The sequence below is a fragment of the Pseudoalteromonas sp. L1 genome (genome assembly GCF_021728095.1).
In the GTDB taxonomy this organism is placed as follows: domain Bacteria; phylum Pseudomonadota; class Gammaproteobacteria; order Enterobacterales; family Alteromonadaceae; genus Pseudoalteromonas.
The window spans coordinates 210,872-235,814 of record NZ_JAKKCT010000001.1; the positions used below are offsets into that span (position 1 = coordinate 210,872).

General features: G+C 40.7%; 19 protein-coding genes. 17 read left to right on the plus strand and 2 right to left on the minus strand.

Features of this window, described 5'->3' with window-relative positions; genetic code table 11:
- Positions 1-36 precede the first annotated feature (36 nt).
- Positions 37-2,805 carry a two-component sensor histidine kinase BarA gene (barA, locus tag L3V38_RS00965; protein ID WP_237118745.1) on the minus strand — a complete coding sequence of 923 codons (2,769 nt, stop codon included), beginning with the start codon at positions 2,803-2,805 and terminating at the stop codon, positions 37-39.
- Between the two features lie 80 nt (positions 2,806-2,885).
- Between barA and rlmD the strand changes: the two genes are divergently transcribed.
- The 5 genes from rlmD to eno all read left to right on the plus strand — a co-directional run bounded on the left by rlmD (position 2,886) and on the right by eno (position 10,359).
- On the plus strand, positions 2,886-4,211 hold the full coding sequence (gene rlmD, locus L3V38_RS00970) for a 23S rRNA (uracil(1939)-C(5))-methyltransferase RlmD (RefSeq protein WP_237118106.1): 1,326 nt from the start codon (positions 2,886-2,888) through the stop codon (positions 4,209-4,211).
- 8 nt (positions 4,212-4,219) lie between these two features.
- Entirely contained in the window at positions 4,220-6,379 is a 2,160-nt protein-coding gene (relA, locus tag L3V38_RS00975) for a GTP diphosphokinase (protein ID WP_237118107.1), read from the plus strand.
- Entirely contained in the window at positions 6,379-7,179 is an 801-nt protein-coding gene (gene mazG / locus L3V38_RS00980) for a nucleoside triphosphate pyrophosphohydrolase (RefSeq protein ID WP_130150429.1), read from the plus strand. Before relA ends, mazG begins: the two co-directional genes overlap by 1 nt.
- A gap of 146 nt (positions 7,180-7,325) precedes the next feature.
- Complete coding sequence (locus L3V38_RS00985) at positions 7,326-8,960, plus strand: CTP synthase (RefSeq protein ID WP_062569668.1); 1,635 nt, start codon at positions 7,326-7,328, stop codon at positions 8,958-8,960.
- A gap of 100 nt (positions 8,961-9,060) precedes the next feature.
- The gene (gene eno / locus L3V38_RS00990) at positions 9,061-10,359 is read left to right on the plus strand and encodes a phosphopyruvate hydratase (protein WP_062569669.1); all 1,299 of its coding nucleotides are present in this window, start codon (positions 9,061-9,063) and stop codon (positions 10,357-10,359) included.
- A gap of 49 nt (positions 10,360-10,408) precedes the next feature.
- Here the strand turns inward: eno and mutH are convergent, their stop codons facing one another.
- The gene (gene mutH, locus L3V38_RS00995) at positions 10,409-11,080 is read right to left on the minus strand and encodes a DNA mismatch repair endonuclease MutH (RefSeq protein WP_237118108.1); all 672 of its coding nucleotides are present in this window, start codon (positions 11,078-11,080) and stop codon (positions 10,409-10,411) included.
- A 541-nt stretch (positions 11,081-11,621) separates the two neighbouring features.
- On the opposite strand from mutH, the gene rppH reads away from it, so the two are divergent.
- From rppH to L3V38_RS01055, 12 genes are all read left to right on the plus strand, one after another.
- Positions 11,622-12,140 (plus strand): RNA pyrophosphohydrolase, encoded by a 519-nt coding sequence (gene rppH / locus L3V38_RS01000; RefSeq protein WP_062569670.1) that lies wholly within the window; start codon positions 11,622-11,624, stop codon positions 12,138-12,140.
- Between the two features lie 33 nt (positions 12,141-12,173).
- Entirely contained in the window at positions 12,174-14,450 is a 2,277-nt protein-coding gene (gene ptsP, locus L3V38_RS01005; RefSeq protein ID WP_130150432.1) for a phosphoenolpyruvate--protein phosphotransferase, read from the plus strand.
- A gap of 338 nt (positions 14,451-14,788) precedes the next feature.
- Positions 14,789-15,598 (plus strand): sulfite exporter TauE/SafE family protein, encoded by an 810-nt coding sequence (locus tag L3V38_RS01010; RefSeq protein ID WP_193987656.1) that lies wholly within the window; start codon positions 14,789-14,791, stop codon positions 15,596-15,598.
- Positions 15,599-15,612: 14 nt separating this feature from the next.
- Positions 15,613-16,416, plus strand: coding sequence for a prolipoprotein diacylglyceryl transferase (lgt, locus tag L3V38_RS01015; RefSeq protein WP_237118109.1), 804 nt, complete (start codon positions 15,613-15,615; stop codon positions 16,414-16,416).
- A 13-nt stretch (positions 16,417-16,429) separates the two neighbouring features.
- Positions 16,430-17,281 carry a thymidylate synthase gene (locus tag L3V38_RS01020; RefSeq protein WP_237118110.1) on the plus strand — a complete coding sequence of 284 codons (852 nt, stop codon included), beginning with the start codon at positions 16,430-16,432 and terminating at the stop codon, positions 17,279-17,281.
- Between the two features lie 24 nt (positions 17,282-17,305).
- A complete protein-coding gene (gene galU, locus L3V38_RS01025) occupies positions 17,306-18,187 on the plus strand; it encodes a UTP--glucose-1-phosphate uridylyltransferase GalU (protein WP_130150436.1) in 882 nt (293 codons plus the stop codon).
- A 432-nt stretch (positions 18,188-18,619) separates the two neighbouring features.
- Positions 18,620-19,183, plus strand: a complete 564-nt coding sequence (locus tag L3V38_RS01030; RefSeq protein WP_237118111.1) for an SPOR domain-containing protein — start codon at positions 18,620-18,622, stop codon at positions 19,181-19,183.
- 106 nt (positions 19,184-19,289) lie between these two features.
- Positions 19,290-19,877 (plus strand): SPOR domain-containing protein, encoded by a 588-nt coding sequence (locus L3V38_RS01035; RefSeq protein WP_237118112.1) that lies wholly within the window; start codon positions 19,290-19,292, stop codon positions 19,875-19,877.
- A gap of 134 nt (positions 19,878-20,011) precedes the next feature.
- Positions 20,012-20,602 (plus strand): DUF4402 domain-containing protein, encoded by a 591-nt coding sequence (locus L3V38_RS01040; RefSeq protein WP_062569678.1) that lies wholly within the window; start codon positions 20,012-20,014, stop codon positions 20,600-20,602.
- 36 nt (positions 20,603-20,638) lie between these two features.
- Entirely contained in the window at positions 20,639-21,097 is a 459-nt protein-coding gene (locus L3V38_RS01045; protein WP_130150439.1) for a DUF4402 domain-containing protein, read from the plus strand.
- Between the two features lie 9 nt (positions 21,098-21,106).
- A complete protein-coding gene (locus tag L3V38_RS01050) occupies positions 21,107-21,934 on the plus strand; it encodes a fimbria/pilus periplasmic chaperone (RefSeq protein WP_237118113.1) in 828 nt (275 codons plus the stop codon).
- A complete protein-coding gene (locus tag L3V38_RS01055) occupies positions 21,935-24,928 on the plus strand; it encodes a hypothetical protein (RefSeq protein WP_237118114.1) in 2,994 nt (997 codons plus the stop codon). It abuts the gene before it with no gap.
- The last annotated feature ends 15 nt before the right edge of the window (positions 24,929-24,943 follow it).

Genomic DNA, 24,943 nt, shown 5'->3' on the forward strand with positions numbered 1-24,943 from the left:
ATAAAATTCACATTTAGAGCATACAGCCGCATGCTGTTAGCTTTGCTGCTCAGTCATTCCTGCATCATTCAACAAGTTATTTAGCTCATCAATCAACTCAAATAACTCAGGCTCAATGTAACTTAGGTCACAATCACTTTTAAGTGAGGTTTCTAGCGTTTCAGCAAGTGATTTTAGCTTAGGTACACCGGTGTAGCAGCATGCACCATGGAACTTATGAACAATGCTAAGTACATGTTCACAGTCTTCTTTTTCAATTGCTTCATTAAGAAGGCGCAGAGTTTCCGGCACACTTAGTAGCAGCATATTAAGCATTTCAAGTGCGAGCTCTTCTTTGCCTCCTGCACGTTGTAGCGCGAGCTGCCAATCTAGGCGTGTACTTTCAAACGGAGGCTCCGATTGAGCTGTAACTGTTTTGCTCCGCTCTCTATTAATAGGTGACTGCGGACTGTGATCGCTGATTATTTGTTTTAACATGTCTTCATCAATTGGCTTGGTTAAATAACCCTTAAAGCCATCTTTGAGAAGTTGCTCTTTTTCACCGCTCAAAGCATGCGCTGTGACAGCAATGATTGGGGTATCTTCATTGAGTGAAGATTCACGAATAAGTTTGCATGCTGTAATGCCATCCATAATAGGCATTTGGATGTCCATAAATATTAAGTCGTACTTATGGCTTTTACTCAAGCTATAAGCTTGCGAACCGTTATGCGCTGTATCTATAAGTTCTATTTGCTCTTCAAGCAGGGTGCAAATAAGTTTTAAGTTAGCGTCGTTATCGTCAACAACCAGTACTTTTAGCGGCAATAACTTTTCATCGCCTTGTTCGATATTATGCACAGGGTGATCAAGCCGGTAAGGTGCAGCAAGCACTTCACATAGCTTACGGTGATTAAGCGGCTTACTTAAACAGGCGTCAGCACCGCTACCAACAAAAGCCTCACGCATATTGTGAGATACAGTGTTGAGCATAATGTATAAGTAGTCGGTTACAGGGCGTACAGCCTTTACATAACTCTTAAGTTGCTGCATATCGTCAATTGTTGCTGTGTGGCCAATGATACAAATGTCGTAGCTAAAGTCCTTGTTGATTTCATTGAGAAAGCTTTCTTCATCGGTACAAGGTGTGACCTGTGTTTGCCATTCATTTAACAATGATAATGTTGCTTGGTGAGTATGCTCGTGAGGTTCTAAATAAAGAATACGCTTGTTGATCAATGACTGTGTTGGTAAATCACTGGTAATCGAATTGCTTGGTGTTCTAAATACAGCATTAAAGGTAAAGCAGGTGCCATTTCCGGGTGCTGAGTTTAAGGTTATTCGACCATTCATGGCTTCAACAATGTGTTTAGTAATAATTAAACCAAGGCCTGTGCCGCCAAACTTACGCGTAATACTTGAATCAGCTTGGCCAAATGGGGTGAATAGGGCGTCTTGTTTATCCATTGGAATGCCCACCCCTGTATCGGTGACTGATACCAAGATAGATGCGCGTTCTTCATCTAATAAACGATGACCAACATCCACTTTTATAGAACCTTTTTCGGTGAATTTTATAGCGTTGCTTAAAAGATTAATCAAAACTTGTTTAAAGCGGGTTGGGTCACCGGTGAGGTTATCAGGCACGTGCGGATGGATAAATATTGATAACTCTAGCTGCTTTTCATGCGCACTAGGCGCAAGTAAGGTCAGCACCTCATTAATTGTATCGCGAAGTTGAAATTGCATTGATTCCAACTCCATCGCACCCGCTTCTAACTTAGAGAAATCTAAAATATCACTGATAATCGTCATTAAGCTATTTGCAGAGAGCTCTATGGTATCTAAGTAATCTTTTTGATGCTTATTTAGCGGTGTTTTGTATAACTGGCGAGTAAAGCCAATTACTCCATTTAGAGGGGTTCTGAGTTCATGACTCATTTTTGCTAAAAAGTCAGACTTAACACGGTTAGCATCTTGTGCGTCTTTTTTAGCAATACTTAACTGAATATTTTGTGTTTCATATTGTTCAAGGGTTTCGCGGTAATCAGAGGTTGCCTGGTCAATATGCTTTTGCATTTCGTCTCGTTGCATCACCATGGTGTGCGAAATTGTATTGAGCCCTTCTCGAAGTAGTTCAAATTCGCCAAACATTTTCTTGTCGAGGCCGGTATCAACTTTACCTTCAATTAACTTATCGGTAGCGAGTACTAACTTATTAAGAGGCTGAACAAACATGCGAGTTAGCCTAAATGCTAAAATTGTGGCAAGTACCAAGGCTAAAATAATAACAATTCCACTTACAAGTAGTGCGCGTTGCTGGCCGATAATTGCTTGCTGCTTGTTAAGCATAATGACGACAGTGCCAAGTGATGCTTGGTAACTATGATGATTCCAAATCATATCTTGGCGACTATGATTAATAATAGCCGTTGAGAAGGTTAAATAATGCTTAGAGCTTTTGACATTGATACCCTCAAGTGCTGCCGAGTTGTTTGTATCGATATCTTTAAATTCATTTTGATACTTACTAAAAATAACCAGTTCGTTATTTTCATCAAATATGGCGATCGACTGTATAGCAGGGGCGTGTTTGTTATGGGTATGACTTACCAAGCGTGTAAGTAAAGTTTTATTACGCTTTAGCAGAGGTTGCTCTACGGCAATGGCAAGTGGCTCGATAATTGTTACACCTTGTTGATATAAAATTTCATCGAGCTCAATGTAACGATTTATTGTAAAATAACCGCCCAGCAACAAGCCTATGATTACAGTCGGTATCAAGGTTAGGGTTAAGACTGAATCACGTAAGCCAAATTTAGTCATAAAATAGGTTGTTGTCATTATTATCGTTGTTTAAGAGTATATACTTACTCCCGCTTTATCAATAATTAAGGTGTTGTCCGATGGCACAGATTTTCAAAGCCAAGAAGAAATCCGTTTCACAAAAAATGATCATGTTATCGGTTACAGCAATGGATCATCAAGGGCGTGGGGTTGCAAAACATAATAATAAAGTGTGTTTTGTAAATGGTGCGCTGCCAAGTGAAGAGGTTAAAGCGCAACTTGTTGAAGACAAAGCTCGTTTTGCCAGCGCAGATTGTAAAAAAGTGCTTCATGCATCTGAATATCGAGTTAAACCATTTTGTGAACATTATCAGGTGTGTGGGGGATGTCAGTTACAGCACTTAGATGCTTCTCAACAATTAGTTGAGAAGCAAGCTGCTGTGAGTCAGCTGTTTGCGAAGTTTGCTAAGGTCACTAGCTTAAACTGGGAAAAGCCACTGACCAGTGATATGCAGCATTACAGGCGTTCGGCTCGCATTGCTGTAATGCATGATAAAGCAGCTAAAAAAATGCGTGTAGGTTATCGTGCACAAGGCTCGAAGCAACTGGTGAGTATTAATCAATGTGACGTGTTAACTAGCACATTTAGTGATTTATTTACCCTATTTGATTTACTTATCAATACGCACAAAGGCTTACAAAGTATAACTCACTTGCAATTGTGTGAGGCTGATAATGCTGCTTTTGTGGTTATCCGGCATACAAAACCAATAAGTGAAGAGCTTAAGTCATTAGTTGCTCAAGCTTGCCAAGAACAACAATGGTTAATTGTTTGGCAATCAGAAAGTGGGCAGATTGATCAGTCACACTATCCGATGCCGTACTACACTATACCTAAATATGATTTAACCTTTGAATTTGGCCTTGAAAACTTTATTCAAGTTAATCCACAAGTGAATCAAGCTATGCTTAATCAAGCAAAAGAGTGGTTAGATTTGCAAGGTCATGAACAAGTGTTGGATTTGTTTTGTGGAATTGGTAATTTTTCATTGCTGCTTGCAAAGTATGCAAAACACGTTATTGGTGTCGAAGGAGTAGATTCTGCGGTTGCATTAGCGAAACAAAATGCGCACACTAACTCATTATCGAATACTGATTTTTACTGCTTTGATTTAACTCAATCGATGCAATCTGCTGCTTGGTTTAGTGCTGAACTTGATGTGTTAGTACTTGACCCATCACGCACAGGTGCGATGGCTATTTTAGAGCAATTACCGCTTACTCAGTTTAAAACGATTTTATATGTCTCTTGTGATCCTGTTACTTTAGCCCGTGACAGTGCAATTATGTTACAAGCAGGCTTTAGCATTAAAAAAATTGGGCTTATGAATATGTTTCCACATACGGGGCATATCGAAACAATGGCGTTATTTCACAGGAGGTAAAGCGCACTATGGTAGCTACTAGACAATCACATCAGCTTACAAAGCAGAGTGATTTTGCCAGCCGTATCGAGCTGTTAGCGCTAACAGAAGACAAAACTACCTTATTAGAACAGGCTCATGAGCTGTGCCTACATTGTGACGATACGAAACGTCAGAATACCGCCATTGAAATGGTGGAGATTTTAGCTGAACTGAATTTAGATGCGGACTCATTGGCTACGGCATTTTTAACGCCTTATTTCTTAGCTGAAAAAATTTCGATAGAGACAGTCACAGAAAAGCTAGGTAATCACGTTGCGTTATTACTTACAGGCGTAAGCCAAATGGCGACGATCAGTACCTTGGCTCACCAAGGTAAGGGCACAGTGCAAATCGACAATATCCGCCGTATGTTGTTAGCCATGGTTGAAGATGTGCGTGCCGTGGTGATTAAGTTAGCGGAACAAGTATGCCACTTACGTGATGTGAAAGACGCCAGTGAAGAAGAGCGTGTCATTGCCGCTAAGGAAACACGCGATATCTTTGCGCCTCTTGCTAACCGCTTAGGAATTGGTCAGCTTAAATGGGAGCTTGAAGATCTTTCGTTCCGTTACCTGCACCCAGACACCTATAAAAACATCGCAAAACAGCTTGATGATAAGCGCCTTGCTCGTGAAGCTTACATGGAAAACATGGTTGCTTTAGTAAAATCACGCTTGGCTGAAGCGGGTATTGAAGGTGAAGTATATGGTCGACCTAAACATATCTACAGTATTTACAAAAAAATGGCGCAAAAGAACTACGAGTTCGACCAGCTTTTTGATATTCGCGCTATGCGCATAGTGGTAGAGCGCCTGCAAGATTGTTACGCGGCATTAGGTATCGTGCATACTAATTGGCGCCATTTAAATAAAGAATTTGACGATTATATTGCAACGCCAAAACAAAATGGCTATCAGTCAATCCATACCGTGGTATTTGGCCCTGAAGGCAAAACTGTTGAAATTCAAATTCGCACAAGCGAAATGCATCAAGATGCCGAGTTGGGTGTGGCTGCGCACTGGATGTATAAAGAAGGGGCATTGCCAGGACGTGGTTCGGGCTACGAGCAAAAAATTAGTTGGTTACGTAAATTACTACAATGGCAAGAAGAGGTTGTTGATGGTAGTGACTTAGCTGAAGAGCTTAAAAACCAAGTAGTTGAAGACCGTGTTTATGTGTTCACGCCAAAAGGCGATATTTTCGATTTACCACTGGGTGCAACACCGCTTGATTTTGCTTACTACATTCATTCAAATGTGGGACATCGCTGTATAGGTGCGAAAATTTTCGGCAAAATAGTGCCGTTTACCCATCAGCTTAGCACCGGCGATCAAGTTGAAATTTTAACGCAAAAACAAGCTAATCCAAGTCGAGATTGGTTAAATCCATCCCTAGGTTATATTAAGTCGTCACGCGCTCGCTCAAAAATACATCATTGGTTTAAACAGCTTGATCGCGACAAAAACTTAAGTGCAGGTAAAGAGATTCTTGAAACTGAGCTGCAAAAACTGGAGCTGACAACAAAAGATTTAACTCCTGCAATTGAGCGTTTTAACTTGCGTGGCTTAGAGGACTTAATGGTGGCTGTTGGCGCTGGGGATGTGCGTCTCAATCAACTTCTCAACTTTATCAGTGATCGTGATGACGATGAGCCACAAATAAAACTCAAAAAGCCAAAAAGTGTTAATGGTGATAAAAACGGCATTGTGGTGGATGGCGTCGGTAGCTTAATGAGCCACGTTGCTAAGTGCTGTCGACCAGTACCTGGTGATGAAATCATCGGTTACATTACCCAAGGCCGTGGTATTGCCGTACACCGTGAAGATTGTGATTCATTTAATAAACTAAAAGAGAAACACCCAGAGCGAGTGATTTCTGTGAGTTGGTCTGATGATGTTAACGGCTCATATGCGTTGACGATTAAAGTTGAAGCAACCGATAGATCAGGACTTATTAGAGACATTAGTTCTGTGCTTGCGAATGAAAAAGTGAATGTGCTCAATATGAATGTCAACACCGTTGAAGATAAGCAATTAGCGCTATTCTCAATGCAAGTTGAAGTGCACGACTTATCGAGCACGAACCGCTTATTGTCTAAATTACATCAAATTGAAGGTGTGCATGATGCAAAGCGTGGACACGCATAATGTCAGATAAACAGATTATTGAGCAGTCATTAGCGATAATGGAAAAACTACGGGACCCAGAATCAGGGTGCCCGTGGGATTTAAAACAAGACTTTAAATCAATAGTGCCGCACACCCTTGAAGAAGCTTACGAAGTTGCAGACTGCATTGAAAAAGGTGAGCTTAGCGAGCTTAAAAGTGAGCTTGGTGATTTACTGTTTCAAGTCATTTTTTATGCGCAACTTGCTAAAGAGCAGGGCTTATTTGATTTTGCCGATGTGGCAAATACGCTTAATGAGAAATTAGTTCGTCGTCATCCACATGTCTTTGCAGAGCAAAGTGAGCTGACCGACGCTGAACTTTCGGCGCAGTGGCAGGCTATAAAAGCTCAGGAGCGAGCAGAAAAAACAGCTTCACCGCAAATGAGCCTTTGGCAAGATATTCCAGATGCTATGCCTGGGCTTTCTAAAGCAAAAAAAATTCAACAACGCGTGGCGAGCTTAGGGTTTGATTGGCCAAGTTATCATGGTGCGTTAGATAAAGTTGCTGAAGAAATTGATGAAGTTAAAGAAGCCCTTGAACAGGACCCATATTCTGAGCACAGCGCAGAAGAGTTAGGTGATTTATTATTTGCAACGGTCAATGTTGCCCGTCATCTAAAACGCGATCCTGAGCAATTGCTTCGAAATGCCAATAGAAAGTTTACATCACGTTTTGAAAAAGTTGAGGCTTATTTAAGTACGCGAGGGCAAAGCCTAGAAACAGCAACACTAGAGCAAATGGATGAGGCGTGGGAAGCAATTAAACTGCCTACGAAGTAACATGCTTCGAAGTGGTTTTTCCCGCGCTCGTTTTTTGTGCACTAATTTGCTAATTTTATCTGGATTGATAGCAGTCCCTTTGCTATAATATCGCCCCGTCTTGATTCTATATTATTCCTTTTAATTCCTGATATTCTAGGGTTCGCATGAGTACAAAATTTATCTTCGTTACTGGCGGGGTTGTTTCTTCGTTGGGTAAAGGTATTGCAGCAGCGTCATTAGCCGCTATTTTAGAAGCACGTGGTCTAAACGTGACTATTTTAAAGCTGGATCCTTATATCAACGTTGACCCAGGCACTATGAGCCCAATTCAGCACGGTGAAGTATATGTTACTGAAGACGGTGCAGAAACTGACCTTGATTTAGGTCACTATGAGCGTTTCATCCGTACCAAGATGACTAGCCGCAACAACTTCACACAAGGTCGTGTTTATGAAGATGTGCTACGACGTGAGCGTCGTGGTGAGTACCTTGGTGCAACTATTCAGGTTATCCCACACATCACAAACGATATTAAGCAACGTGTATACGACGGTGCAGAAGGTAGCGATGTCGCTATCGTTGAAATCGGTGGTACAGTGGGTGACATTGAGTCACAACCGTTCTTAGAAGCAATTCGTCAGCTTGGCACTGAAATCGGCCGTGAGCGCGCATTGTTTATCCACCTGACGCTTGTGCCATTCTTAGGCCCTGCAGGTGAAGTGAAAACGAAACCAACGCAACATTCAGTTAAAGAGTTGCGTTCGATTGGTATTCAGCCAGATATCTTAATCTGTCGTTCTGATCGTAAATTACCGAATAACGAGCGTGCAAAAATCGCACTTTTCACTAACGTTGAAGAGAAAGCGGTTATTTCATTACCTGACGTAGAAAGCATCTATAAGATCCCTGCGTTACTTAAGTCACAAGAACTTGATAACTTCGTATGTCGTCGTTTCTACCTTGAGTGCCCTGAAGCAGATTTATCTGAGTGGGAGCAAGTGTTATATCAAGAGTCTAACCCAACAGGTGAAGTGACAATTGGTATGGTAGGTAAATACATCGAACTACCAGATGCGTATAAATCAGTAAACGAAGCATTAAAGCATGCGGGTCTTAAAAATCGCTTAACGGTGAACATCGAGTACGTTGATTCACAAGACTTAGAAAGCAAAGGGACTGAGTTACTGTCTCACCTTGACGCTATCTTAGTACCAGGAGGCTTCGGCGGCCGTGGTGTTGAAGGTAAGATTTTAGCGGCTAAATATGCACGTGAAAACAAAGTTCCTTATTTAGGCATTTGTTTAGGTATGCAAGTGGCGCTTATTGAATATGCGCGTAACGTTGCTGGCCTTGAAGGTGCAAACTCAACCGAGTTCAATGCTAAATCAGCACACCCTGTGGTTGGTTTAATCACTGAGTGGCAAGATGCTGACGGTAACGTTGAAATTCGTGATGAGCAATCTGACTTAGGTGGCACTATGCGTTTAGGTGCACAGAAGTGTCATTTAATCGCAGGTTCTAAAGTAAGTGAAGTATATGGTAGTGACGAAATTGTAGAACGTCACCGTCACCGTTACGAAGTAAACAACCACTATGTAGAGCAGCTTGAGAAAGCTGGTTTGAGTTTCACTGGTTTATCTGAAGATAAGAAACTAGTCGAAATCATCGAGAATAAAGATCATCCTTGGTTTATTGCCGCGCAATTCCACCCGGAATTCACGTCAACACCACGTGATGGTCACCCGCTGTTTGAAGGGTTTGTTGCAGCTGCACACACTCACCAAAAAGCGTCATCGTAATTTAAATAGGCCGTGCTATATGCACGGCTTATTTGTTTTAAAAAGCCAGCAGGAATAAAGCTGGCACAAACTCACCATTTTCGGGAAAAGAGGAATCAAGATGTCAGAAATCGTAAAAGTGATTGGTCGCGAAATCATGGACTCGCGTGGTAACCCAACTGTTGAAGCTGATGTACATTTAGCTGATGGTTCATGGGGCCGTGCTGCAGCACCCTCTGGTGCATCAACAGGTACTCGCGAAGCGCTTGAATTACGTGATGGTGATAAAGCACGTTACCTAGGTAAAGGTGTTTTAAAAGCGGTAGGCTATATCAATAACGAAATCGCTGAAGCGCTTAAAGGTCAAAACGCAGTTGATCAACAAGCTGTTGACCAAGTAATGTTAGATTTAGACGGCACTGAAAACAAAGAAAAATTAGGTGCTAACGCTATCTTAGCAGTATCTTTAGCAACGGCTAAAGCAGCTGCAAACTCTAAAGGCGTAGAGCTTTATGAGCACATTGCAGACCTAAACGGCACACCAGGTGTTTACTCAATGCCATTACCTATGATGAACATCATCAACGGTGGTGAGCACGCAGATAACTCTGTTGATATTCAAGAGTTTATGATTCAGCCAGTGGGCGCAACAAACTTCCGCGAAGCGTTACGTATGGGCGCTGAAGTATTCCACAGCTTAGCTAAAGTGCTTAAAGCCGAAGGCCATTCTACATCAGTAGGTGATGAAGGTGGTTTTGCACCGAACCTTGAATCAAACGAAGCGGCGCTTGCTGCAATCAAGGTGGCTGTTGCAAATGCAGGTTATGAGCTTGGTAAAGATATCACACTCGCTCTAGACTGCGCAGCATCTGAGTTCTACGACAAAGAAGCAAATATCTACGACCTTAAAGGCGAAGGTAAAAAATTCACTTCTGAAGAATTCAACCACTTCCTTAAAGGCCTTACTGAGCAATACCCAATTGTGTCAATTGAAGACGGCTTAGATGAGTCTGATTGGGATGGTTTCGCACACCAAACACAACTAATTGGCGACAAAGTACAATTAGTAGGTGACGACCTTTTCGTTACTAACACGAAGATCTTAAAGCGTGGTATTGATAACGGTATTGCTAACTCAATCCTAATCAAGTTCAACCAAATCGGTTCATTAACTGAAACGCTTGCTGCTATCAAAATGGCTAAAGACGCAGGCTTCACAGCTGTTATCTCACACCGTTCAGGTGAAACTGAAGATGCAACAATTGCTGATTTAGCAGTAGGTACTGCAGCTGGTCAAATCAAAACGGGTTCATTAAGCCGTTCTGACCGTATTGCTAAGTACAACCAATTACTTCGCATTGAAGAAGTATTAGGTGAAAAAGCACCTTATAACGGTCTTAAAGAAGTGAAAGGTCAGTAGTCTGGCTTAGCTCATTAAGACTTTAGAAAACCTCCTTCGGGAGGTTTTTTTATAGCTGAAATTGCTGTTTTAGGATCTCGCCAGTAAAGCTGGTTTTTAAGTAAAAACCACGGGGTAAGGTTTGTATTACTTGGCCATTCGGGCCAATTGCATCGGTCAGTGCTTTGCTATTAGCAGCTTTTGGCCGTATTTGCATAACATCGCCCAAATGACCCGAAATTTCATCCACGCGACCAAGGGCGATTAGCTCCATTTGTTCTTCCCAATCACGTTGTAAAAGAGCATCTTGCTCTGCGCTTGGCTGCCATAAAAAGCCACTGCCGATAGTACGGTGAAAAGGCAGTATTTCGCGCTCGCCTAAAATCGGTAGCCATAAAACATGATTGAGCTTTTTACGTACCGTACTTTGCTGCCAAATCATGCCTGTTACATTCAGTAGCGGTGTTACAGAAACAAAGGTTGTTTCGAGCGGCTTTCCTTTAAATGAGATTGGCAGAGTTTTAAGCTCAATGCCTAATTCTTCAAAATCAGGTGTTGGCTTTGAACCTGCTGTTGCGCCAAGAACATATTCAATAAGTTGCCCAGTCCAGCCCTTTTCACGTAGTAAATCGTCAGGAGTTTTAAACTGATATTGCTCGGCTAGCTGCCCTAGGGTGAGGCCAGCAATAGCATCAACACGTTGCATTAATTCGTTTATAGAAGCGGGTTTTATTGGTCGCATAAGGCGTTTATTTGATTGTCTAATTAACCATATCATGATAGCAAATACGCGTCTTAGTGGATATCTTTGTGTTTGGGTGTTTTTTGCTCATGGTTGAGTTGAACTAAAAATAAGCACTAATAAAAACGCTTGTTAACTTTTAACTTATTGAAATTTATAATTTTTAGTTTCTTTGAGTCTCATGTGGGATTAAGAAACGAAAAAGTTGTCTGTATAAATACAGATATATAAACACGTTTATCCACAGTTTCTGTGGAGAAACTGCAATTTAAAATGCACTATTGTGGATTTGTTTGCAAAATAGCCATGTTTTATAAAAGTTATGCACAAGCTGTGGGTAAGCTGGTTGAAATACTGTTGTAAATAGCTATTTTGTGTAAAAGACCTATTTTTACAAGAATAGAATTGTAAGGTATTGATTATGTGGATTTGTTAAAAACATTATTTTATATCTTGCAGGATGTTAGATGTAATAGTGTTTGCTGTATCGCAGGTTATGTGGAACAATCAATAAAAATCGACTTACAAATGAGGCACTAAGGTGATTGATGCCGAAGGTTTTCGTGCCAATGTCGGAATTGTGATTTGCAATAATCAGGGACAAGTATTTTGGGCTCGTCGCTACGGTCAGCACTCTTGGCAATTTCCCCAAGGTGGTGTGGACGACGGTGAAACTGCCGAGCAAACCATGTACAGAGAATTACACGAAGAAGTAGGCTTGCTTCCTGAAGATGTTGAAATCGTTGCAAGTTCAAAACATTGGTTACGTTATAAATTACCCAAACGTTTAATTCGCAGAGACTCAAGTCCTGTGTGTATTGGACAAAAGCAAAAATGGTTTTTACTTAAACTACGTTGCAAAGATGAAGATGTAGACTTGCTTAAAACACATCATCCTGAGTTTGATGATTGGCGTTGGGTGAGTTATTGGTATCCTGTGCGACAAGTTGTATCATTTAAGCGCGATGTTTATCGCCGTGTAATGAAAGAGTTTGCACCATTAGCGATGCCATTTAATAAACGAGAACAACATAAAGAGAATTGGCGACAGAGACGATAAAGGTCACTTTATTTAAATACAAGGAGCAGCATCATGTTAGCCACGCTCAGATCCATTGCTGAGGCTGTGTCGCAACAAGCGGACTTAGACAGTGCGCTGGCGTGTTTTGTGAAAATGGTAAAAGAAGCCATGCAAACACAGTGCTGCTCAATTTATTTTGCCGATTACAGCCAAGACAACTTTGTATTAATGGCCACGCAAGGTCTTAACCCTGATGCAGTCGGTAAGTTTCGTATCGGTTTTACAGAAGGGCTCGTTGGCCTTGTTGCTCAGCGTGAAGAGCCTATAAATATCGCGTTTGCAAAGTCTCATCCCCGCTTTAAACTCTCTCCAGAGGTCAATGAAGAAGGTTACAATGCTTTCTTGTCAGTGCCTGTAGTGCATCAAAAAAAGGTGCTGGGCGTCATTGTTGTACAGCAAAAGCTTGCCCGTGTATTTAGTCCAGATGAAGAGTCCTTTTTAATTACTTTGTCTGCGCAACTGGCCTCACAACTTGCTCATGCTGAAATTAAGGAAGTGCTAAGGCTCGACGAGTTTTCACATCAAACCTCCGTATTAAAAGGGGTTTCGAGCGCTCCTGGGATCGCTATAGGCCAAGCGTTTGTTGTTTTACCCAAGCTCGATTTTACTTCAATAGAGTTACAAAAAGACGAGGACGTAAGCACACAACGCAAACTTTTCACACAAGCTGTTGCCGCTACTCGCAATGAATTTAATACGTTGTCTATGACGTTAAGCGATTCAATTCCTAAAGAAGCGTTAGCAGTCTTTGATGTTTACCAACAATTACTTGATGCCAAAAGCTTAGGGCAGAATGTTGAAGCCCAGTTACAACAGGGCTGGAGTGCAAAAAGCGCGTTGAAAATTGTGATTGAAAAGTTAGTTGCACAGTTTAATGCTATGCAAGATCCTTACATCAAAGAACGAGCAATTGATGTAAAAGACATAGGTTTACGTGTGCTACATCATCTAGTCAATACAGAATATGCAGCTAAACCATACCCTAAAGATACAATTTTAATTGCCAGTACATTAACACCCGCTATGCTTGCCGAAGTACCAAAAGGGCATTTGGCAGGGGTTGTGAGTGTTAATGGGGCTGCAAATAGTCATGCCTCTATTTTGACTCGTGCAATGGGGATCCCTGCTATTTGGGGCATTGAAGATCTACCATTATTGCAGTTTGATGGAAAACCTATGATTTTAGATGCTTACGCAGGGCGTTTATATATCTCTCCATCACAATCGCTGCACGATAAATACAGTCAGCTTAAATACCAAGAAGCCCTTTTAAATGATCGCTTTTTAGCTGAGCAAGATCTTGAGGCCATTACCTTAGACGGTGAACATATCAGCTTGCTTTTAAACGCGGGCCTTGAGATGAATACTGAGCATGATAATAAACGCTTGTGTGACGGTGTTGGCTTATATCGAACTGAAGCTTGGTTTATGCAAAAAGGCCAATTCCCGTCTCAATCAGATCAAGAACATTGGTATCGAGAGGTGCTAACATGTTATCACCCCAATCCTGTGGTGATGCGTACGTTAGATATTGGCGGCGATAAAGTTTTAGACTACTTCAATATCAGTGAAGAAAACCCATTCTTAGGCTGGCGTGGTATTCGCGTAACGCTTGATCACCCTGAGCTCTTTTTAGATCAACTCAAAGCTATGCTTAAAGCGAATATAGGTTTGGGTAATTTAAAAATAATGTTGCCTATGATTAGCGGAACAGAAGAGGTTGAAGAGTCACTTAAGCTTTTAGAGCAGGCTTATTTTGAGCTTGAAGAGCAATTTCCAGAGCAAGCAATTGAGCGCCCAGAAATAGGCGTGATGTTAGAAGTACCCTCTAGTGTCTTTATGCTTGAAGAGTGGTCGCAAAAAGTCGATTTTTGCTCTGTGGGCAGCAACGACTTAACGCAATATATGCTCGCAGTTGATCGTTCAAATGCGCGTGTTGCAGAGTTATTTAACCCGTATCATCCAAGTGTGCTCAGAGTATTGCTTAAAGTAGCGCAAGAGTGTCAAAACCATGAATTGCCATTTAGTTTGTGTGGTGAACTTGGAGGAGACCCCGAAGGCGCTTTATTACTAATAGCAATGGGCTATCGTCGTTTAAGTATGAACTATGCATCGATTAGTAAAATTAAGTTTGTATTACGGCGTCTTAAAGTCAGTGATATGGAACACTTACTTCAGCAGTGTCTTATTCAACCTACCGCCAAGCACGTATTACGTCTAACCCGAAATTTTATGATTGAACATCAACTCGGTGAGTTATTTTACACACCTAGCCAAGAGCATACCTGATCGGAAATTGTGCTGTGAAGCACCTATACCCAAGCTACCTCAAGATGTAGAATTCAGCGTTTCACAGGTGCTTAATATCAAGGCGTTACTTTGCAACAATGGCAGTCCCTTTTAAGAAGTAACAACGATGAGAGTAAGTGCCTGTGAAATGCCCAAAGGGTTGGTTTAAAAGCGATTTATACTGCGTTATTGATTTTAACAATAGAACCACTATTACTTGCAATCAATGCCTTGCCTAAATCGCTTTTAATTCCAACTGAAACTCGCATCTTGAGGTGGTTTGGGTATATATATTAGTTTAATATATGTATATAACAAAGTGAATATATGAGTGTTTTATGCATGATGTAATACTTTTGATGGCTTACTGCGCAATTTTAGGCAGTGTTGTTGGCTTTTTAGCAGGACTGCTTGGTATCGGCGGTGGTTTAATTATTGTGCCTGCGCTGAGCGCATTACTTGTGGCTTTTAATGTAGCTGATTCTGAGCATGTATTAGTGATTGCCATTGCGACATCGCTTGCTTCTATTATTTTTACATCAACCTCTTCAGCGTTTGCTCATCATCGCAATGCTAACGTCCCTTGGGAAATAGCGCCTTGGGTTATGACAGGAGTTGGCATTGGTGCCCTTATCAGTGGGTTTGCAGCGAGTTTAATTCCCGAGCAATTATTACGTTTTGTGTTTGCAGGAAGTGTTGTGTTTATTGCACTGCGTATGGTGCTATCAACACGAAAAAAAGCGGCAAGTGAAAAACCTTTACCACAGGGTCCTATTCTTGGTTTTTTATGTGCCATAATGGGCGCGCTATCGGGTTTAATCGGTATTGGTGGTGGCGCACTCATTGTGCCGTTACTGCATTATTTCTCTGTAGATATAAAAAAGGCCATCGGTTGTGCTGCGGCTTGTGGTATTGTCATTGCGTTATTTGGCTCAGTTGGTTATGTATCAGCAGGTTGGCAGGTAACTTCTTTGAGTGATGGTTTTGCGGGATTTGTATATCTGCCTGCGTTACTAGGCATCGTAGTTACTTCGTCGCTAATAGCGCCAATAGGTGCTAAAGCCACTCATTACTTGCCGGTGACAACAATAAAAAAAGTATTCGCGTTATTACTTGTAATAATTGCACTTAAAATGGTGTTTAGTTAAAGGTTTTTATTTTTATGGCTCTTCAATTTCCAGATATTGATCCGGTTATTTTTTCAGTAGGACCCCTCAGCGTGCGTTGGTACGGCTTAATGTACTTAATTGGTTTTGCGTTAGCGATGTGGCTTGCTAATCGTCAAGCTGCAAAACCAAACTCAGGGTGGACCAAAGAACAGGTTAGCGATTTACTTTTTTACGGGATGTTAGGGGTTATTCTTGGTGGCCGAATAGGTTATGTATTGTTTTACCAGTTTAGCTACTTTATTGAAAATCCACTTTATTTATTTAGAATCGATCAAGGGGGCATGTCTTTTCATGGCGGAACCCTTGGTGTTATCAGCGCAATAGCAATATTTGCATGGACGCGTAAAAAGTCAGTGTTCGAGGTAGGTGATTTTGTAGTACCACTGGTGCCGTTAGGCTTATTAGCAGGGCGCATTGGTAACTTTATAAATGGTGAGCTTTGGGGCCGTGTAACAGATGTCCCTTGGGCATTTGTATTCCCAACAGGTGGACCAGAGCCGCGTCACCCGTCACAACTTTACGAAGCGTTTTTAGAAGGCTTGGTGTTATTTTTAATCCTGCAGTGGTTTATTAAAAAGCCACGTCCAGCAGGCAGTGTTGCCGGTCTTTTCTTATTGGGTTACGGCACATTTAGGTTCATTGTTGAATATTTCCGTGAGCCAGATGCTCACTTAGGTTTATTTGCTGGTGTGATTTCGATGGGCCAAATACTCTCGCTTCCCATGGTAATTGGTGGGCTAGGTTTGATAATATGGGCCTATAAAAAGCCGCAGCAACGCGTCTCTAGCAAAGCATAATAAGAGCATAGCAATGAAACAGTATTTAGATTTATGTCAACGCATTGTTGATGAAGGTGTGTGGGTAGAAAATAAGCGCACAGGCACTAAGTGTTTAACCGTAATTAATGCCGACCTTGAATATGATGTGGCAAATAATAAGTTTCCGCTTATCACAACGCGTAAAAGTTTTTATAAAGCGGCTATTGCTGAGCTTTTAGGTTATTTACGCGGTTATGACAGTGCCGCGCAGTTTCGTGACATCGGCTGTATGACGTGGAACGCGAATGCGAACGAAAACAAAGCGTGGCTTGATAACCCACATCGTCGTGGCGAAGACGACATGGGGCGTGTTTACGGTGTTCAAGGCCGCAGTTGGCAACGCCCTGATGGTAGCCACCTTGATCAGCTTAAAAAGGTCATCGATAATTTATCAAAAGGCATTGACGACCGTGGTGAAATTATCACCTTTTATAACCCAGGTGAGTTTGAACTTGGCTGTTTACGTCCTTGTATGCATACCCATACCTTTTCTTTGTTAGGTGATACTCTATACTTAACCTCATACCAACGTAGCTGTGATGTGCCGCTTGGATTGAATTTCAATCAAATTCAATGCTTTGTATTGTTAGCTTTGGTTGCGCAAATTACCGGTCATAAAGCTGGTAAGGCGTATCATAAAATTGCCAATGCGCACATCTATGAGAACCAGTTAGAGTTGATGCGTGATGTACAGCTTAAGCGTGAGCCTTTTGCATCGCCAGAACTGAAGATTAACCCAAATATAAAATCGCTGGACGATATAGAAACATGGGTTACAAAAGATGATTTTGAAGTCGTTGGCTATCAGTGCCATGATGCGATTAAATATCCGTTTTCAGTTTAAGAATAATAAATTTAAGGAGAAATCATGAAAGCAGTGATCCCAGTTGCTGGACTTGGTACGCGCATGTTACCGGCAACGAAAGCCATACCGAAAGAAATGTTGCCTATTGTTGACCGTCCTTTAATTCAATACGTTGTAAATGAAGCTATTTCAGCAGGGATTACAGAAATTGTTCTTGTTACGCATTCGAGTAAAAACTCGATCGAGAACCATTTTGACACCAGCTTTGAATTAGAGGCAACCCTTGAAAAACGTGTAAAACGTCAGCTACTTGCCGAGGTACAGTCTATTTGTCCAAAAGGCGTTACTATTATTCAAGTACGTCAAGGGGAAGCGAAGGGGTTAGGACACGCAATTAACTGTGCTGCGCCTATTATTGGTGATGAGCCATTTGTTGTTATATTGCCTGATGTCATTATTGACGATGTGGCGAGTGACCTTAAAAAAGACAACTTAGCTGAAATGATCAACCGCTTTGAAAGTACCGGTGAAAGCCAAATAATGGTTGAGCCAGTACCGCATAATGAAGTTGATAAATTTGGTGTTGTTGACTTAGGTGATGCAAAAATTAAGCAAGGTGAAAGTGCTGCAATTCTTAATATGGTTGAAAAGCCGCCTGTCGACCAAGCCCCATCAAATTTAGCAGTGGTTGGTCGTTACGTGCTAAGCAAGAATATTTGGCCATTACTTGCCAAAACGCCTGCAGGGGCAGGCGATGAAATCCAGTTAACGGATGCCATTGCTATGCTTATGGAAAAAGAGACTGTGGATGCTTACTCAATGAAAGGCAAAAGCCATGATTGCGGCAGCAAAATTGGTTATTTGAAAGCAATTGTTGAATTTGCCTTACGCCGTGATGAATTTAAAGGCGAGTTGACTGAGTTTATAAAGTCGCTAGCTAAATAACTGTTTACCATAAAGTAATTAAAGTTAATAAAAAAGTGCCTATATGGCACTTTTTTATTATTTACATAACAGATGTAATTGTTGATTATTACTCAATTGGGGACTTTTCTGATATATCTTTATCTTAACGTGTTGTTAATATGAAAGTTAAGTAAAGCACTTACCAAACAGCCAAGGGTAGCTAAATTAAGCTATACTTTGTAAAAATACCTTTAACGAAATTAATTTTTATTGCTTTAGGTCATCTAATATGAAAACTTAAGCAATAAGTTTTTGTTATGGCTAATAAAGTACAGTACTAAAAATATAACAAAAAATAGTACGTGAGATTCTTTAAATTAAGTTTAACTTTTAGTGCACTTAAAGGTGAAAAACACATGCGCGCAGTCAGCCCTGTGAACAAGCAAATTGACAATGGTATATTTTAGAATCATGTTTATGAAACATTGCATCAAGCCTTTGCAACATAGTGTGTGTTTGTTGGCATTACTATTTGTGTCTGGTTGCAGCAGTGATTCTTTAGTATCTCTTCAAAATAATAAATTAGCCGCATTGAGTGCCTCTATCAAGGTGGTTACTTTTGTTGGTGAGCAATTTGATTCGCCTTTTTTTCTAAACGCAAATATGCACACCAGCGGTTCAGCTCCGATTGATCCCCCAACACATTTATCAGCAGTCAAGACGAGGGATGTTCAGAGCTCAGGATCAATAAGCGCCCAGCATAACTACTTATTTGCTCTTCAACTCGCGTCAGTTAATAGCGAAAAAAGCTTAGCGATTGCACTTAGAAAAATGCAAAGACTTGCCCCCCATATTTTTCAGGGCTCCCCAATTTTGAATATGGAAGTTGCAGATATAGATCAGCACACCTACTACCGTTTGAAATTTGGCGGTTATAAATATTTGAAGAACGCGAAAGCTGACTGTGAAGCTATTAAGCGCCAAGGGATTGATTGCTGGGTAAGTAGCTATACAGATAACCGAGTGAACTTTTAGCTTTTATTCAAAGAATGGTTTTTCTATCTGAAATTCGACAGGTACAAGTGCTATAATGGCATTTTTTTTGCTTGGAAGTAGAGTCGTTTTTTAGGGTGAGCTTTTAATGAGTCGGTTTATTGTCTTTACACTTTTTATTTTACTGCAGGCGTGTAGTTTCTCAGATCCAAACTCTTATAAAGAGTCAGATATTAATCGTGAGGAGCTTCAACAACTTTTAGTTGAGTGGGATACTAAAAAAGAACAAATAGATCATTTAAATACCATTGAAGCTGATTTGTTGATGCTAATACAAGCACTTGCTGTACAAGTTGACGTTGATAAACTGCCTAAAAAGCTGCAAAGCGATCCTAAAGTTGTGAGCTATGGTAGTACTGAGCAGGTGTCTACAACGGTAAATCAAAATTTGAATGAAACCACAAACACAGAATCACCTACTCATGGTGTGAAAATTGGCAGTTACTTAGTTGAGCGGGGAGTGAGAGCCCAATTAGGTCAACTTAAGAATCGTTATCCTAATCTTTATAATATGCTTCGTTATAAAATGAGTACGCAATCATCAACTTCTAAAACACTTTATAGCCTTGTCGCTGGGCCGCTACAAACAGAGCAAGAGGCGAACAAACTCTGCCAAGTTTTTGAACTTATTTATAGCCATTGTGAGACTACTGAATTTAAAGGCGTTGATTTGTAATTTATCGTTTTACTCTTTTTGATTTTAAACAATAAAAAAAGTACATTTTTTCCTAATAAAATAATGCATTTTGCCGATACTTAATTTAACCTGAATAAAAGGTTGAAACTTTTTATCATATCTTAGGAATGCATATGAAAAACTCAATAAAGATAGCAGCACTAATGACCTCATCAGCACTTTTAACGTTTAACGTTGTTGCTGAGCAAACTACTTTTCAAGCTGGTGTAACGGTACAAAACGCGTTTACATTGCAAAAAGACAGCGACCTAGATTTTGGTACAATTCGCGCCAAAGCAGATACAGCGTCGACAGAAACAGCAACGCTAGTGTTATCAGCTAACCCTGCAACATCTGCGACGACAGCCAGCACAAATGCAGCTTTAGCTGAAATTGCTATCCTAGTACCTGGTACACCAGCGTCATTCAGTGTTTCAGGTGTATCACCTTTTGCAACCTTAAATATCACAAACCCAACTGAGACGGCCATCGCACCTGACTCAGCGCCAGCTGGCACCGCAGGCTTTGTGTTAGCTTCGCCTACTTATTATGTATTAACTGGTGCAAACCCTAACTCTGCAGCCACAACAACAATCCAAGTAGATGCTAATGGTGAGGCAACATTCAATGTGGGTGGAACACTAACAACAGATGCCACAACTCCGGCTCTCGATTATATTGATGGTACTTATAGCGGTACATTCACACTGCAATTAGATTACTAACATAGAGTGCCTGCTAAGTGTTAGCAGGCATAACTTATGCGTACGCATTTTTGTCTATTAAGTGCTCTTTTATTGAGCGCAGGCTCTGTTGCACAACAAACAATAACTGAGCTTGAACCACTTAGCTTTGGTCTACTGGCTATTACAGACAACTCAAGTGTTAGCTCTGTCACTGTTTTGCCAAGCAATACTAGCGCGAGTAGCAACAGTATTTATGTTGTTAAACAGGGTCGCGCCGCCGAGTTATTGTTTGAAGGCTATGGAGCAAGAATACAAGTTACCATTAGTGATAATGTGAATAACCAACCACTTAGTAATTTACACAATAACCAACGCTTTTATCTCAATCGATTGATTTACAACCCTACCTTGGTCACTGACTCATACGGCAGTGCTGTATTAACGGTGGGTGGGCAGATAAGCACAAGTGGTGATGGTAGCACCTATAATGATGGTTATTATGATGCAACCGTCTCATTAACCGTAGACTTTTAATGGAATTTTATGAAGTACAGATACTTTCTATACTGCTTTATTGTTTTACTAACCTTTCATAGTGCTGCTGTATATGCAAACTTATTGATCTCGCCAACACGTATTGCATTTGATGACAGGCAACGAGTCGCTAAAGTTATTGTGGTAAATAACTCTAATGAGAGCAAAACTTACCGCCTTGAGTGGCAAGAGAAAATAGCGAAGCCGCAAGGTGGCTATATAACGCTGACCGATGATCAGGTTAACCCTAATTCACTGGCCAGTATGATGCGTTTGAGTCCTTCTCAGGTGAGATTAGCGCCGGGAGAAAGGCAGGTTGTGAAAATAGCTCTTCGTAGAGCTAAAGGTCTGGCAGATAAAGAATATCGTTCTCACTTGGTCTTTCAAGCGCTACCCAATGAACATAAAAGTAATAATAAAAGCTTTGGTATTCGTTTAGACATGGTTTTAAGTTATTCAATTCCTGTGATCTTAAGACAGGGAACTGCGTTACCTGAGGTTGATATTGCTTCAGTAAAGTACTTAACAAATGATGCTAAACCATCACTTGGCATTAGCCTTAATCATTCTGGCGATTATAGTTCATTCGGAAAAGTTGAAGTTTTTCAAACTCTATCAGGAAGTAAAGAAGAGCAAAAAATTGCCATGGTAAATGACTTCAGCATTTATCCTGAGCTTGATAACGTTACTTTAACTCTGCCCTTATTTGATAATATGAAGCTACAAGAAAATAGCCAAATACGCATTACTTACTCGGGGTTAAAAGAGTATCAAGGGCAAGTTTTTTCTACTAAAACGACGACCTTCACGTCTCAGCATTTTAATTCTTTGCAGTAAATGAAACGTCTCTTATTTTGTCTTTTAATGTTTGCCACTGGCGCTCCCGTCGCAGCTGAAAAAAATTATCAGGCTGTATTTGCTTCATTAAAGAAAATGCAGCAGCAGTTACAGCAGTTAAAAGCTTCTGAAAGAGAAAGCGCTGATTCTCAGGCAACAGCAACAGACCTTAATAAAAAAGTGAATGGGGAAGGGATCCCTGTGGGGGAGTTGTTGTTTTTTTCAGCTTACTTAAAGCATACCTACTTAGGAGAAGTGTTAGCTGTTAAAAGTCAGCAAGGAATATGGGTCGACTTGCTGAGCTTCTCTGAAACCGTAGAGTTTGTAATTGATGTAAATGGTAATACCGGTATTGCGAAGGGCTGGTTTATTAATCCAGAAAACACCTTTGTGCTTGATACAACAAAAATGACCATAACCGTCAAAGGTCGGACATTTTCAATAGCCCAAGAACAGTTACACGTTGATCAGCAAGATATTTTTGTTGCTTCAACATTACTTGAGCAAGTGTTTGATTTAACAATGGCTGTAGACTACTCAACACTTGAACTTTACATAAACTCTGACGCACGATTACCCATAGAAGCACGCTTAGCTCGGCAGAAAAGAGAGCTAAGCCAAACAGCACGTTACTCTGAACCAACACTACCGTGGAAAGAAAGCCCATATCAAGCTGTGTCCTCTCCTATGGCAGATATCCAAATTAGCATGACAGCAGATGATCAACAAAGCTCTGCGGGATACTCTATTCTTGGTGCTAATGATCTTGCTTACTTAAATGCTGAATACTACTTTGCGGGTCGTGATGGTGACTTACTTACTGATTCAAGACTCACATTTAGCCGCGAAGACTTAAATTCAGAGCTACTTGGTCCTTTAGCAGCAAACAGAATTGAGTTTGGTGATGTACTGGCAACGCAAATAGGGAACCGTTTTAATAGCAATTATGCTCGCGGTGCAAAAGTAACTAATAAACCACTATTTAAGCCTGTTAATACTAATCAGGTTAACATCATTGGTAATATCCAACCCGGCTGGGATGTAGAGCTGTATCAAAATGGTGTTTTAATTAATCAGCTACTTAGTCTTAATGACGGTCGGTATATATTTGAAAATGTAGACTTGCTGTATGGTGCCAATAACTTTGAGCTCATTTTTTATGGACCGCAAGGTCAAGTGGAGCGAAAGACTGAACAATACTTGATTGATGGCACTAGCTTGTCTGCGGGAGAGTCGTTTTATGAATTCTCAATCACAGAGCAAGGGCACCAGCTATTTAACCAATCGAATTATTATGTTGAAAACCCAGGCTGGTTGTTTTCTGGTCGTTACGATACAGCATTAACAGATAATATCTCAGTGTATGGCGGTATAGCGGGTTTAAAAAGTGAGTATAAAGATGACACTCAAAACCTAGCGATCGGTAGTAATGTGAGCCTTTTCGACCGCCTGTTAATTAACCTAGATTACGAGCAAAACAATGAAGATGAAAGCGAGCTTGAGTTTACCGCAAGAGGGCAAATTGCCGAGCAAGCGTTAAGGTTTCGTGCATCAGAACGAGAGCGTTTAATTAATCGTCAAAGCAGCCAGCAAAGAATGAGTTCATCAAGCAATTATGAATTTAATATCTCTGGAGAGGTCTTTCAAAATCAATACGGTCGACTCAACTACCAAAACAACGCTTATTACACTGATATTGATAGCCGATACGACAGCCTAAAGCTCGAGAATATCATGAACTATGCTTACTCAGGCTTTTCTTTTAATCACCGCTTGAGTTGGCAAAAAGACAGCAGGCTCGATGACTCTACCTTATTGGGTAACGTTCGACTCCAAGGGCGATTTGGCCAAGTTTTTAGCCGTTTTAGTCTGGATTACAGTATGAGTCCTCACCACTCTATTCAGTCATATGAGGCCCAATTTAATCGTAGTTTAACATCACAGTTGCAAGGTGAATTGACACTTCGTAACTCGCTTATTGATGATGTAAAGTCAGCGGAGATTGGACTTAATTGGCAATCTGATAGATTTAGCCTAAATAGTAATCTTAACTACGACAGTGAAGATCGTTGGCGAGTAGGGTTATTTAGCCGCTTTAGCCTAGGTTATGCTAGCCAAGGCACTGGTATATTTTCTAGCAAACGAAGTTTAGCACGCTCAGGTACTCTGATGGCTCACGTTTACTTAGATGCCAATAATAATGGAATCAAGGATGAAAGTGAGCATGGTATTGCAGGTGTTAAAGTCAAAGGTGTGCAAAATTATCGTCAAGCAGTCACTGATGAAAACGGCATTGCATTGCTAACCAGTATGCCTGCGAATAGAACGACCGATATTGTTATTGATCCTGATAGTTTTCCAGATCCATTTTTGGTCGCTGCTAATGATGGTTTTTCTGTTACTCCCAGAGCCGGATTCATAGAATATATTGATATAGCGCTTAACAACAGCAGCGAAGTTGAGGGGGTTGTGTATGTTGCGCAAGATGAAAATATGAAAGTGCAACCGTTTGCGAACATCTCACTCATTGATAAAACAGGGAAAAAGGTGTCGCAAACCCAAGCTGCGTATGATGGCTATTACTTGTTTACAGACCTTCGCCCAGGCGAATATAAAGCAGTGATCGATGATGAATATAAAGACAAAAAATCATTAAAAGATAACCAACATGTGACCCTTAACTTATCTGCTGGTGGCGAAGTTGTTGTTGGCGCTGATCTGGTATTAAAGCCTAAACAAGTAAAAGATGGCTACATTGCTAAGTTAGGGCAGTTTTCATCACTCGCTATCTTAAAAACATATCTTTATCTTGTGAAAAAACCATTATCAGAACTCGCTATTTTAGATCCTTTTTATATCAAAAAAAGTGATAAAGAGTTTGTTCTCTCAGCCGCGTTTTCTGAAACTCAAAGCGATGAACTTACACAAGTTTGCAGCGTATTAAAGAGCTATAAGCTTAACTGTGATGTTGAGCCATATACGGTTAGTTATTAATTTAGGGAAAATTAT